Here is a 13101-nt window from a genome sequence, read left to right as displayed (position 1 = left end):
TCACCCGCGCAGGGTGATGAAAGGCGTCACCACCGGCAGTGGGATTGGCAGACGGGAGGCCGCAGCGGTGACACGCAAGGTGTCGCCCCACATGTATGCCGGGACCGCCCGGACCGCATGACCGCCAGGAGCCGCCATGGATACGGATACCGGCACTCGCCCCGGCACGGCGCAGCGATGGACCGCGGTCCTGGCCCTGGCGGCCGGAGCCGCGGCGGCCCTGGTCCTGCTGGTGTGTGCCGGGCTCCGGAGCATCGCGCTCCTGGGCCTGGGGGTGGCCGGACTCGCCGTCGCGGCGGCGGGCGTCTGGTGGGCGCTGACGCGGCGCGGACTCCTCAGAGTGCTGGCGAGCACCCTGGCCGCCATGGCCCCGATCGTGGTGCTCCTCCTCTACGTGTGGGCCGGTCTGCTGTGGGTGGTACTCGTCTCGCTCGGCCTGTGGGCACTGGCGATCTCCGCCGGCGGAGCCGCGCTCGGCAAGGACACCCAGCGGGCCCGCGCGCCCGGAGTCCGCACGGCTCCCCCGCAGCGCCCCTTCCTGATCATGAATCCCCGTTCGGGTGGGGGAAAGGTGGGCCGATTCCGGTTGCAGGAAAGGGCGGAGGAACTCGGCGCCGAGGTGCACCTGCTGGATACCGCGCACCACGAGGACGTGGTTGCGCTCGCCCGCAGCGCCGTGCACAACGGCGCCGACCTCCTGGGCGTCGCGGGCGGGGACGGCACACAGGCCATGGTGGCCGCAGTGGCCGCCGAACACGGCATCCCGTTCATGGTGATCTCCGCCGGGACCCGCAACCACTTCGCTCTCGACCTCGGCCTGGACCGGGACGATCCCGCGAGCTGCCTCGACGCCCTCACCGACGGCGTCGAACTCCGCGTCGACCTCGGCTCCATCAACGGGCGGGCCTTCGTCAACAACGCGTCCTTTGGAACCTACGCGTCGGTCGTACAGAGCCCCGCTTACCGCAACGACAAGGTGCACACCACCCTGGAGATGCTGCCGGACCTGCTGACGCACCAGCGCGGCCCGAGACTGACCGTCCGCGTCGCGGGCACCGCCATCGACGGGCCGCAGGCGGTCCTCGTCAGCAACAACCCCTACCGCATGGGCGATCCGGCCGGACTGGGACGACGGGATGAGCTGGATTCGGGCGTCCTCGGGGTCCTGGGCATCACCGTCGACAACGCGGCGCAGGCGGCCGGAATCCTGGCGGGCCGACACGGTCCGGGCCTCACCGTGCTGACCGCGCGGGAGGTCGTCGTCGACGCCGACGAACCCGAGATCCAGGCCGGCGTCGACGGCGAGGCCCTCACCCTGCCAACCCCCGTCCGCTGCACGATCCAGCCCCACGCCCTCCGCGTACGCCTGCCCCGCCACCGCCCCGGCGTGCCGCGGGCGAAACCCCCGATGGACTGGCGGCGGCTGCGACGGCTCGCCTGGGCGGGGGACCATCCGGCGACGGGCGGGGAGGCCGCCCGCTGAGGGTGTGTCTCAGGAATCCCGTATGACGGTTCCCTGGTGGTAGAGGGCCGTCCACCCGCCGGCGCGCTCCTGCCAGATCGTCGTCCGGCGTGTTCTCCGGCCGTTGAAGGCCAGGGTGTAGGTCAGCAGATAGACATCTGTGGCCAGTTCCCGGCAGTGGAAGTCGGATGCCTCCCACGCCTCAGCGGGCGGAGCCTTATGGCGCTCTTCCAGGACGTCGAGCACATACGCACGGCTGTAGCGTCGTCCCGACGCACCCGTCTCCCAGAAGTCCGGCGCTGTCATGGCCTCGAAATCGGCCCTCGCTGTTCCGAACTCGGCTCGATGAAAGAGCGGTTCCCTGCGGACAAGCTCGTCGAGAACTGCCCGCAACCGCTCTTCCGTCACGAGGTGGGGTTCCATCTTTCAAGACCTCACACGAACGCACGCGGCCTGGCACGCCGTATTCCCGCGGAGTCAGCGGGACGCCGTCTGGTGGAGACCGGGGACGTCCAACTCGTCGGCGCCGAGGTACTGGTTGTACGCGGTGACGTCCGTGAAGAAGATCGGGATGGGCAGGGTGAGCCCTGGCGGAAGTGGGGGCGGCATGCTCGGGGTGAAGGTGATGGGGAGCAGGCCGAGGAGGTTGCCGCTGAGGACCTTGGTCAGCAGGACCACGGGATGGCCGGTGGCAACTGCCGTGCCGAAGGGGGCGCCGTCCGTCTCCAACTCGCCCTGGCAGGGATGCCAGGGACCGGGGGCGAACGGGTCCACATGGCCGATACCGGGAATGCCCATGTCGAGCAGGGGCAGCGGGAGGCCGGGCAGGCCGTAGAAGGGCGGATCGGGCGGCGGGGGCTGGTTGCGGCCGCATCGGGGGGACAGGAGAGGCGAGGTCTGGCGCAGGCTCGCGATATCGGCCTGGTACACGGTGAAGACCAGGACCCGCTCGGGGCCGGACGCCGTGGGTACTTCGGTGATGCCGTGATACGTCAGGCCGGTGAGCACCAGCAGGGGGGTGCGGACCCGGAACGGCTGGGCGGCGGTGCGTACGCGGTACGCGGCGGCATCGACACCGAGGCCGAGAGAGATCGAGAGGTGCGGAAGGCACCAGCGCGAGCGCTCGTCCCGGCCTGACGGGGTGCCCAGTTTGATGTGCAGGGGCAGCAGCGACAAGGGCTTGTCCAACCGCCCGTCGGCAGGCAGCGGCGGGATGTTCAGACGCAGCGTGGACGGCGAGACGACGTTGCCGGCGGCGACGCCCGAGCGGCTCGACTCTTCGTCCGAGGTGTCCGAGGTGTCCGAGGTGTCCGAGGTGTCCGAGGTGTCCGAGGTGTCCGAGGTGCCCGACGTGTCCGGCGCGGCGGCGTGGCCGGACCGGCCGTGCTGCGGCGGGTCGGCCGGCCGGGTCGGGCGCGGTACGGAAGGGGCCGGGCGCGGTGTCGTGTGGTCCTGCTGGGCAGCCGGGCGGTCCTCGTGGTCCTTGCGTGCGTCGTGCTCGTCACGTGCGTCGGGTACTTCGGATGCTCTGGGCGGGGCGTGCAGGCCGAGCAGGTCGGCCACCGAGCCGAGAAGGCCCGCTCCGGAGGGGTGCGGGGGAGCGGGCGCAGGCGCGGCGGAGTCGGGGCCGCGTCTGGGCAGGTGTGCGTCGTCCGTCTCGGTACGCGGTTTCGGCAGCTGCGGGCCGACGGACGCGTGCAGGCCCAGCGGTCCGTCCACTGTGACGCCCGGGTCCGTGGCGTGCCGATCGGGTGCACGCTCTTCGTCCGGTGCATGGCCCGCCTTGGCGCCCACCGAGATGCCGCTTCCGGTGCCGCGCGTGGTGGGACCTGCCCCGCCCAGCAGACCGTTGAGCACGGAGCAGACGCTCAGGTGCGGGGGAGCGTTGCCGTCCGCCGTACCCCCGGGCACGTTGGGCGGACCGGCGGGGCTCGGCATCATCCGAGGGAGGTGCGCCGCGGCCGGTTGCAGTCCGCCGGTCAGCAGAGCCCCGACCGGAAGCACCCCGAGCGCCCGCATGCGGTGGGTGCGTGAACTCATACGGCCCGTACGCGAGTTGGCGCGGGCTCGTCGGCCGCCGACCCGATGGCCTCCGGCCCCGCCTCCCCCGCCGCCCGTTTCACCGGACCCGCCCGTTTCACCGGACCCGCCCGTTTCACCGGACCCGCCGGACCCGCCCGTTTCACCGAACCCGCCGGACCCGCCGGACCCGCCGGGCCCACCAGCGTCGTCGGCCCCACCGGAACCGCTCGAACCGTCGTGATCACCGAAACCACCGGAACCACCAGGGCCACCCGGACCCCCTGGACCACCTGGACCACCTGACCCTCCCGGACCGCCCGGCCCTCCGGGGCGGCCTGTCCCGTTGCCGCGGCCCCAGTCCGGCCAGATCCGCGGTCGGGCTGGAGCACGCTCATACGGCACCCAGGCCACCGCCATCGCGCCGCCGGTGATGCCGAGCAGAAAACCGATCAGGAAGCCGCCGAAATTGGAGAGCACCAGCGAGGCGACGGCGAGCACCAGCGTCGCGATGCCCGCGAACACCCGGTATCCGGGCGCCAGCCACATGCTGAGCGCGAGGACCACCATGAAGATCCCCATGAGCGACCCCGCCACGCCGGCGATGCCTTCATGCACCATGATCGGCAACGGCGCGATCGGGACGGAGAGGATCTCGATCCCGGCCAGCAGCGTCCACAGTCCCGCCCAGAACGGGCGGCTGCGCCGCCAGTCGTGGAAGGAGTTCCACCACCCCGGCCGCCGCCCGTCGGCCTCTGCCTTGCTGCTACCTCCCGCGCGCAGCCGCGCACTACTCACGTCGAGCTCCCCGAGTGTGGTGGTTTACCTGACACAGCATCAGAAACACGGGTGGGAGCCGAGCCTCACGCTCAGGTGAAGTCCCGGCAGCCGGAACGTGGCCGCACTCACCGATCGCGTCTGCTGCCGCAGGCGGTCGATGCGTACGGTGTCGGCCTGCTCGCCGAAGCCGCCGGGCGCGCCGCGCACGCCGGGCACACCCCGCACGGTTGCGGCGTCCTGGCCGATGTTGATGTTGCGGAAGAGCGCGTCGCCCCGCAGGTCGTGGCTGTCCGCGACGAGCCGGTCCGCGTGCGCGGGAACCCTGCTGCTGCCCGAGGTCAGCCGCATGGTGACCGGCCCGAGGATGGGCACGTTCTGCACGACGGACTGGCACAGGTTGTACAGATCCGCGGAGCGGATGCCGGACAGCGCTTCCGGGTACGTGGCATGCGCGCCGCGGTCCAGCACACCGAACTGCACGAACCCGCGCCCGGCGAGCGTGCTGGCCCCGATCTCGAAGGTCCTGCCGGAAACCGTGAACGAGTTGGTCGACACCCCGAACGACGCGGCCAGCGCGCCTCGCGCCATCGCGGTGCACAGCGCTGCGGACGCCAGCAGAGTCGGCACCATGACCACGGTCAGGCGCCGCCATCGGGTGCGGCCCGTGATACGTGCGCGCACGGTGGTCTGGGTGGCACTTTCGGCGTTGCTCGTCATCCTTCTCCCCGTCAGACAAGCGGGGGCCGGTCCATCAGCGGGCCGAGCAGCCCCGATACCAGAGTCTCGGGCGGTACGCATCGCCAACTACGACAGGACCCACTGGTGACACAGAGATGCACCAGGGGACCCCAATGGACGGACGCTTTCACCCGCTTGTCCCAGCGGGAGGAACCCGCTTGCCCCATCGGTGGGGACCCGCTTGACCATCGGGAGAGACCTGCTTGACCACGGGAGGGAGAAGGCCGTTCAGTAGCAGGACTTGTCTCCGGCCTTCACGGTCAGATGCAGGTCGGTGAGCCGGAAGGTGGCCGCACTCACCGCTCGGGTCGTCTGCCGCAGATGATCGATGCGTACGGCGTCGGCCCGCTGCCCGAAGGTTCCCGTCGGGGCACCGGGGCCGCCTTTGAAGGTCGAGGCATCCTGCCCGATGGTGATGTTCCGGAACACCGCGGTGCCGGCGAGGTCGTCGGTATGGACGACGAGATGGTCCGCGTGCGCCGGCTTGCTGCCCCCGCCCGCGCCGATCCGCAGCGTGGCCTGGCCGGCGCCGGGGATGTGGACGACCACCGACTGGCACAGGTTGTACAGGTCGGCCGACTCGATGCCGGAGAGGGCTTCCGGGTGCGCCTTGTTCGTCGCCCGGTCCACCCCGACGTACTGGGTGAACCCGGTGCCTTGCAGCCGGTCGGCGGAGATCTTGAGGTTCTGTCCCGAGAGCACCAGGGACTGGGCGGACACCGCGAGCGAGACGGGGAGGATGCCCAGGCCGATCGTCGCCAGGAGCACCGCGGATACCAGCAGTGTCGGCACCAACACCAGGCCGAGCCGCATCCAGCGGGTGTGCCCCGCGGGACGGGCACCGGGATCAGGAAACGTCATCACTGCCTCCCCGGCTGGAGCGGGGCCGAGCGGGGGAGGAACCACACCTACGCCGCTGGCTGCGACCGTCGGGCCGCAGCCTCATTGCACCCCGCGGTCTGATGGTCGGCAACAGCAGCTCGTACGGGCCGCACCGGCGGCACGCACCCGGACCGGGCCGCCGGGCCGTCACACCACCGGACCCGGGCAACGGACACGGATGACGGGGGGCTGACGGGGGGCATCACGCGGATGGCCGAGCCGGGCACCTGCGCCGACCGGCCGGCCGGGGCGCGGCCGGGCTCAGATCAGCGCGGCCCTCGGGCTGCGTGACGTACCGCTGCCGGGCACCGGCTCGGACGCGTCGGCACCGAGGGCCACGATGCGGTTGTCCGCGTCGACGTGCACGACCTTCGGCCGCAGCGTACGGGCCTCCGCGTCGTCCACCTGCGCATAGCTGATCAGGATGACCAGGTCACCGGGGTGGACCAGATGCGCGGCAGCCCCGTTGATACCGATGACGCCCGAGCCCCGCTCGCCCTCGATGACGTAGGTCTCCAGGCGGGCCCCGTTGTCGATGTCGACGATGTGGACGAGCTCGCCGGGGAGCAGGTCGGCGGCCTCCATCAGCGCGGCATCGATGGTGACCGACCCGACGTAGTGCAGATCGGCCTCGGTCACCGTGGCCCGGTGGATCTTGGACTTGAACATGGTGCGCAGCACAGCGTCACACTCCTGCGGAAGAAGGGTCGCGCCCTCGCAGCGAGGTGCGCGCCGGAGGGGCCATGGTAAGGGGTGACGTTCCGAGCGTCACTGAGCAAGCTCAGCCGACGCGTCACTCTCCGTAACCGGGAGCGCCGGCCGTAGGGGCCTGGCCCCGAACTGCGTGTGCCTGCGAAGCCGGGTAGAAGTGGGAGGGGAGGAGAGCGACGAGGGGATGGGCGGTGGATGGACATGCACGGTGCCACCGCCCCCGGTAATGGCTCCGGCGAGCTCCCGGATCCGGCCGTCTCGGCCACAGCGGTCGTCGATGCGCGGGGGATCGTCACGGGATGGAGTGCCGACGCCGAGCGGCTGCTCGGCTACCCCCGCCAGGAAGTCGTCGGACGCCCCGTGACGCGGCTGATCGGCGCGGACGAGGGGGACGAGGGGGACGGCGCGGAGGGCCTTCCCGCAGCTCTCGACGGGTGGAGCGGGACGACGCTGCTCCGGCACCGAGACGGTCGACGCGTTGAGGTGTGGCTGCGCGTGTACCCGTCGTACGACGCGGCAGGCAACGCCCAGCAGCTCATCGTGGCCGCGCCGCCCGACCGGCTGCCACCGGGACCGTCACCGGACCTGGACGAGGCGACGACGGAAGAAGCGACGACGGAAGAAGCGACGACGGAAGTGGCGTTCGCGCAGAGCCATCTGCCCGTGGCGATCTACGACTCCGACCTGCGGTCCGTACGAGCGAGCGCCGGCGCGGCCCGTGAGCTGGGCCTCACCGAGGAGCAGATGCGGGGCCTGCGGATCACGGACATCCTGCCTCCCCACATCTGCACGACGATCGAGGAGGGCATGCGCCGGGTCTTCGGGACGGGGGAACCCGAACAGTTCCAGGTGCACGGCAGACCCCGGCCGGAAGCACGCGAGAGGACCTGGTCCGTCACCGTGTCCCCGCTCAAGACCCCGGCAGGGGTGGTGCGACACGTACAGCTCACCGCGCTGGACGTCACCGAACAGCACCGGGCACGGCAGCGGCTCGCCCTGCTCAACGACGTCAGTACACAGGTGGGCAGCACCCTCGACGTGATGCGCACCGCCCAGGAGATGGCCGACGTGGCGGTGGGGCGGCTCGCCGACTTCGTCACCATCGACCTGCTGGACTCACTGTTCCGCGGGATGGAGCCGAAGCCGTCCGTCACGGGCACCGTCGCCCTGCGCCGCGCCGCGCACCAGTCCGTCCTCCCCGGCGCACCCGAGGCGGTGATCCGGCCGGGAGAGGTTGACTACTACCCCGAGTCCACGCCCCCCGTCCGCTGTCTGGCCACCGGCCGGTCCTATCTGCACCGCACCTTGGACGAGGCCATCAGGCTGTGGCAGGGGGCAGACCCCGAACGGTCGGCGGTGGTCCGTGACTTCGGGATCCACTCGATCATGGTCATCCCGTTGCGCGCCCGCGGCATCGCCCTCGGCGTATCCGTCCTCGCCCGCCACCGGCGCCGCGAGCCCTTCGAGGGGGATGACCTGCTCCTCGCCGAGGAGATCGGCGCACGCGCCGCCGTGGCCGTCGACAACGCCCGCCGCTTCACCCTCGAACGCACCACCGCGCTGGGCCTGCAACGCAGTCTGCTTCCGCAACGGCTTCCCGCCCAGGAGGCCGTCGAGGTCGCCCACCGCTACCTTCCGGCCCGCACCCGGGCAGGGGTGGGCGGCGACTGGTTCGATGTGATCCCGCTGTCGGGCGCCCGGGTCGCCCTGGTCGTCGGGGACGTCGTGGGCCACGGCCTGCGCGCCTCCGCCACCATGGGACGCCTGCGGACGGCGGTACGCACCCTGGCTGATGTGGACCTTCCCCCGGACGAACTCCTCGTCCACATCGACGATTTGGTCACCCATCTGGCAGCGGAGGAGGACACCACCGCGGAGTCCGGCTCCGAGTCCGGTTCCGAGCCCGTTCCCGAGCCCGGCTTCGGCATCACCGCCGAGATCTCCACCGATCTCATCGCCACGTGCCTGTACATGGTCTACGACCCGGTCTCGCGCCGCTGCACCGCCGCGAGCGCGGGCCACCCCCCGCCTGCGGTGGTCACGCCCGACGGCGTGGCGGACCTCATCGACGTGCCGCCCGGCCCGCCGCTGGGCGTGGGCGGTCTGCCCTTCGAAACGGCCGAGTGGGAACTGCCCCAGGGCAGCCTTCTCGCGCTGTACACCGACGGCCTCATCGCCGGCACCGACCATGACCTCGACAGTGGCCTCAGGCTGCTGCGCCGGAGCCTGGAACGCCCCGGCCGCTCGCTGGAGACCACCTGCGACAACCTGATCCAGACCCTGCTGCCCGTACAGCCCTCGGACGATGTCGCCCTCCTCCTCGCCCGCACCGGAGCCCTCGACACCGGCAAGGTCGCCACCTGGGACGTGCCGTCCGACCCGGCCGCCGTGGCCGGTGCCCGTGTCCAGGCCCTGAACAGGCTGGCGGACTGGGGCCTGCACGACATCGCGTTCACCATCGAAGTGCTGGTCAGCGAACTCGTCACCAACGCGATCCGGTACGGCCGGCCACCCGTCCAACTCCGTCTGATCCGCACCTCCGCGCTCATCTGCGAGGTCTCCGACGGCAGCAGCACCGCCCCGCACCTGCGGCGGGCCCGCACCCTCGACGAGGGCGGCCGCGGCCTGTTCCTCGTCGCCCAGCTCGCGGAGCGCTGGGGATCGCGCCACCATGCCGCCGGGAAGACGATCTGGGCGGAGATCGAACCTCCCGACGGGCGGGCGTGAACGCATGCCGCGTACGGCGGTCGGAACAGCGCGGCGAACGCCTCACGTCGCGGCGAACGCCGTGCTCATGCTCCGGCCGCGGTGACCACCGCGTCGGTGGCGAAGCCGAGGATCAGGCCGAGGAAGATGCAGCTGGTGGTGAGGTTCTTGAGGCCGGCCTTGCGGGCGACGGCCAGCAGCTCGATCACGACGTAGAGGATCGAGCCGGCGGCCAGGCCGAGGAAGGCGATGGACAGGGTGTCGTTGACCAGGTGCTGGCCGACGACGGTGCCGAGGAAGGTGGGGCCGCCACCGATCAGGCCGAGCCAGAGCAGGGTCGCCCAGGAGGGACGTTCACCTTCCGCGGCGAGCGGGGCGACGATCCCGAAACCCTCGGTGGCGTTGTGCAGACCGAACCCGATGATCAGGAGCACGGCGAGGGAGAGTTCCCCCTGAGCGGCGGAGTTGCCGATCGCCAGCCCCTCGGCGAAGTTGTGCAGGCCGATCCCGGTGGCGATCATCAGCGCGAGCGAGCCGGCCTGGCTGCGTACCGCAGGCGCCAGTTCGGTCACCGCCGCGGCACCCGGACCGGCGGGTCGCTGGGCGGCAGCCTGCCGCCGACGGGCGATCCAGCCGTCGTAGTACACCAGCCCCACCAGCCCGATCCCCAGCCCCGCGGCCAGCACGGCTCCCCCCGAAGCGACCGGCCCCCACTGGTGCTTGCTCAGCCCCTCGTCGATCGGCTCCCAGGCATGCGTCAGTACATCCCACACCAGGAAGAGCAGAATGCCGATGGCCACGGCGTTCAACCCGGCCTTCAGGCGCGGAGTCGGTGTGCGCAGCCGGCCTATCGGCAGGCCCAGATAGATGGTGAAGCCGGCGATGGCACCGAGCAGGGCGATGTTCGTGCTGGACATGAGGGGACTCCAGTCAGCATGTGCGGGGACGACCACAGACGGTAAAGCAGGTAAGCCTCACCTAACAGGCCCGTGGGTCGGTTTTGGGGAAGGCTTGAGAAGTCGTTGGCCGCAGCCAGACCTGTTGCGGATCGTCGAGTCGCGCCGGGGGCGAGTTCCCTGAGCGGCAACTTCCTTACCCCGTAAATGTCTTGGCGGCGAACACTGCGTCGGCACCGTCATTCGCATGCCCAACCCCACGAAAGAGAAAAGAAAAAGAAAAGGAAGCGGGCGCCGCCATGACCCGGCGTGGCATTCCCTCGGGCCGGTCCCGCCCCTCGATGCCGCCCTCTTCCGACTGCGGCGTCCATCCCGCCCCACGCGTTCCTTCCGTCCGCATCTCGCCTGGTCACGGAAGGGAATCCGCGGCCGACGCCACCCCACGCACCTCCGGTGCCGCCCCGCCGACGGGAGCGAACAATCCCTACCCTCACCACCCCACATCGGCACACTTCAAACGTTTGGCACATTCACCTCGACTATGCCGCAACTGATCTCCAACTGTGCGCCGCCCCATGACGTACGGCCATTGACGCCCGGCGTGTGAGCCGCATAACTTCCTGCCCCAGTCGGCCCGCCGAACAGAAGTTCCACCGCAATTCATCGATGGACCCTCCGAATTCGGCAGTCCGGCGCTTCAGGCTCCTTACCCCCCACACCCATGGGAGCCGCCCGAGCACCACGACCGCCCCGGCGGCCGACGGGCACGGGCTGCTGCCGTACGCAAGGAGACTCAGTTGCGGACCTCGCCTGGATCCCTATCGCACAGCCCCGGCGCGCCCACCGCCGCACCCCGGCCCCTGGCCGCGGGCACCCCTGATGCCGTCCCGGTGCCCTGCCGCCCCGCGCGATAGCCACGCGCCTCTCGGCCCACCGCCGGGCAGCCGTGCCGTGTGCCGCCGGCCGGAACACCTGTTGAACTCCCTTGCTTCGCTAGGGCATTGAAGAGGACTCAGGTCAGTAGGTCAGCACCACATACGGGCCCAGCGGGACCGCTTCCGCCGCCGCGGCGCGACACCCGTCGCAACGGTTCCGTACGAGCAACGGCGCTCGGCCCACGTACCGGTGCACCGGCCTCCGCAACTCCGTACTCCCGCGCCCGACACCGCGGGTTCCCAGGCGTACCCCGCCACCCCGCCAACCGGTCATTTGGACCGTCCGAGCTCCGTCGGTCGACCCCCGGCCGGCGGCCCGCGACTCGCACCGAGTCGCAGAACGTCCGTACCTGAGGAGAACCACCCCACATGATCCCCTCGCACAAGAAGAAGACCAACAAGAGATCCCGCGCCGTCATCGCCGTGGCCGCCGGCGGTGCCCTCGCCGTCGTGTCCGGCGGCATCGCCCTGGCCTCGGGTGCGCACGACGCCCCCGCCGCCGCGCACCACCACCACTTCGCCCTCGGCGCGCAGCTGCCGTCCGGCGGCAAGGTGAACACGCTCTCCTCGCACACCTCGATCGTCTCCCGCCTCGCGGACCTCTCGCCGCACAAGGACGGCGCGCCCAAGAGCGTGCCGAACAGCGTGGACCTGAGCCAGTACGCGATCGACCCGGGCAACCAGGGCCAGGTGGGCTCCTGTGTGTCCTGGGCCATCGACTACTCCGGCTACAGCATCCAGGAGAAGCAGCAGGGCATATCCGGCGGCCCGCAGGCGCCGATGTACACGTACGCCCAGATAGCCAAGGGCAACGACCAGGGCAGTACCCCGGACGACACGTTCAGCATCGCCGAGTCGCAGGGCGTCGACTCGAAGTCGGACTACAGCCAGGGCGACTTCGACTTCACCTCCCAGCCGACCGACGCCGAGCGCCAGAATGCCGCGCACTGGAAGCTGTCGGGCCACACCAAGCTGCACACCGGCAACCAGATCCAGGCCGACGTGAAGCAGGCCCTCGCCGACGGCGAGCCGGTCGCCATCTCCCTCCCGGTCCACCAGAGCTTCCAGGACGTCACCCAGCAGCAGGCGGCCGACTACTCGTACCAGCCCGGCGGCAGCGAGGACCCGGTCCTCGGTGGCCACGAGATCACCATCGTCGGCTACAACGACCAGGGCGTCCGCGTCGAGAACTCCTGGGGCGCCAACTGGGGCGACGGCGGCTACATCAACCTGTCGTGGGACTTCCTGGCCAGTCAGGTCGAAGAAGCCAACGCCATCGGCAAACTCGTCAAGTAGTCCTGGCAGTTCCTGGTCCACGCCCGTAGGTATGTGATCGATACCTCTCGGCGCATCATCTAGGGGTGGCGGCCAGTCACTGACGGTGTGTCAACTCTCATCCGAAGTGCGGGGCCCGCGGTGTGTGCGGGCCCCGCACTGCTGCTGTGGGGCCGGTCGGTCACGAATTCCACCGCACCGCCGCCCGGCGTCCGCCTCCCCCGTCGGCCGCAGGCGTCGCAGCAAGGCGTAGAGCGTGGCGCCCTCGGCTTCGCCCAGGGCGTCGAGGGCGCTATGGGTCTCCTGCATCTCCTCGCGCACGCGGCGGATGATCTCGCGGCCCGCGTCGGTCGCGACGACGTTCTTCACGCGGCGGTCCGCGGGGTCGGCTTCCCGGCGGACCAGCTCGCGGGTCTCCAGGCGGTCCACGATCCCGGTGACGTTCGATGCGTCGCACACCAGCAGGGCGGCGAGGCCGCGCATCGGCAGCGGGTCGTCGAGCTGGGCGAGGACCTTGGCCTGCATGGCGGTGAGCCCGTGGTGGGCGGCGGTGGCCGCGAAATCGCGCCATTGGGTGGTGCCTATGGCGGCGAGTAGTTCCAGCAGCTGGAGCTTGGTGGGTGCATACGGGGCGGTGGCGCTCATGGCCGGAGCGTACTCAAGATGCTTCAGGTCATCAATTATTTACTTGACTGTC

At 70.7% G+C, this 13101-nt stretch carries 9 protein-coding genes and 1 pseudogene; 3 read left to right on the top strand and 7 right to left on the bottom strand.

Going from position 1 to position 13101, the window contains the following annotated elements:
* Window positions 1-136 precede the first annotated feature (136 nt).
* Complete coding sequence (locus tag SNA_RS21740) at window positions 137-1483, top strand: diacylglycerol/lipid kinase family protein (protein ID WP_044366285.1); 1347 nt, start codon at window positions 137-139, stop codon at window positions 1481-1483.
* A gap of 9 nt (window positions 1484-1492) precedes the next feature.
* Here SNA_RS21740 and SNA_RS21735 read toward each other — a convergent pair whose 3' ends face one another.
* The 5 genes from SNA_RS21735 to panD form a co-directional block, all read right to left on the bottom strand.
* Complete coding sequence (locus SNA_RS21735; protein ID WP_198535110.1) at window positions 1493-1768, bottom strand: DUF4440 domain-containing protein; 276 nt, start codon at window positions 1766-1768, stop codon at window positions 1493-1495.
* 171 nt (window positions 1769-1939) lie between these two features.
* Complete coding sequence (locus tag SNA_RS43340; RefSeq protein WP_198535122.1) at window positions 1940-4279, bottom strand: DUF6114 domain-containing protein; 2340 nt, start codon at window positions 4277-4279, stop codon at window positions 1940-1942.
* A 39-nt stretch (window positions 4280-4318) separates the two neighbouring features.
* On the bottom strand, window positions 4319-4978 hold the full coding sequence (locus SNA_RS21715) for a DUF6230 family protein (protein ID WP_044366276.1): 660 nt from the start codon (window positions 4976-4978) through the stop codon (window positions 4319-4321).
* 249 nt (window positions 4979-5227) lie between these two features.
* Entirely contained in the window at window positions 5228-5860 is a 633-nt protein-coding gene (locus SNA_RS21710) for a DUF6230 family protein (RefSeq protein ID WP_030065278.1), read from the bottom strand.
* Window positions 5861-6142: 282 nt separating this feature from the next.
* On the bottom strand, window positions 6143-6562 hold the full coding sequence (gene panD / locus SNA_RS21705; protein ID WP_030065279.1) for an aspartate 1-decarboxylase: 420 nt from the start codon (window positions 6560-6562) through the stop codon (window positions 6143-6145).
* Window positions 6563-6787: 225 nt separating this feature from the next.
* On the opposite strand from panD, the gene SNA_RS21700 reads away from it, so the two are divergent.
* The gene (locus tag SNA_RS21700; protein WP_030065281.1) at window positions 6788-9319 is read left to right on the top strand and encodes a SpoIIE family protein phosphatase; all 2532 of its coding nucleotides are present in this window, start codon (window positions 6788-6790) and stop codon (window positions 9317-9319) included.
* Between the two features lie 65 nt (window positions 9320-9384).
* Here SNA_RS21700 and SNA_RS21695 read toward each other — a convergent pair whose 3' ends face one another.
* On the bottom strand, window positions 9385-10215 hold the full coding sequence (locus SNA_RS21695) for a ZIP family metal transporter (RefSeq protein WP_044366274.1): 831 nt from the start codon (window positions 10213-10215) through the stop codon (window positions 9385-9387).
* A gap of 1283 nt (window positions 10216-11498) precedes the next feature.
* Between SNA_RS21695 and SNA_RS21690 the strand changes: the two genes are divergently transcribed.
* Entirely contained in the window at window positions 11499-12425 is a 927-nt protein-coding gene (locus tag SNA_RS21690; RefSeq protein ID WP_030065287.1) for a C1 family peptidase, read from the top strand.
* A 186-nt stretch (window positions 12426-12611) separates the two neighbouring features.
* Here SNA_RS21690 and SNA_RS21685 read toward each other — a convergent pair.
* A pseudogene (locus SNA_RS21685) lies at window positions 12612-13049 on the bottom strand (MarR family winged helix-turn-helix transcriptional regulator); the annotation flags it as partial.
* Window positions 13050-13101: the final 52 nt, after the last annotated feature.

Origin of the sequence: Streptomyces natalensis ATCC 27448 (assembly GCF_000935125.1) — a bacterium.
Classification (GTDB): Bacteria; Actinomycetota; Actinomycetes; order Streptomycetales; family Streptomycetaceae; genus Streptomyces; species Streptomyces natalensis.
This window is presented reverse-complemented; position numbering and strand designations above follow the sequence as displayed.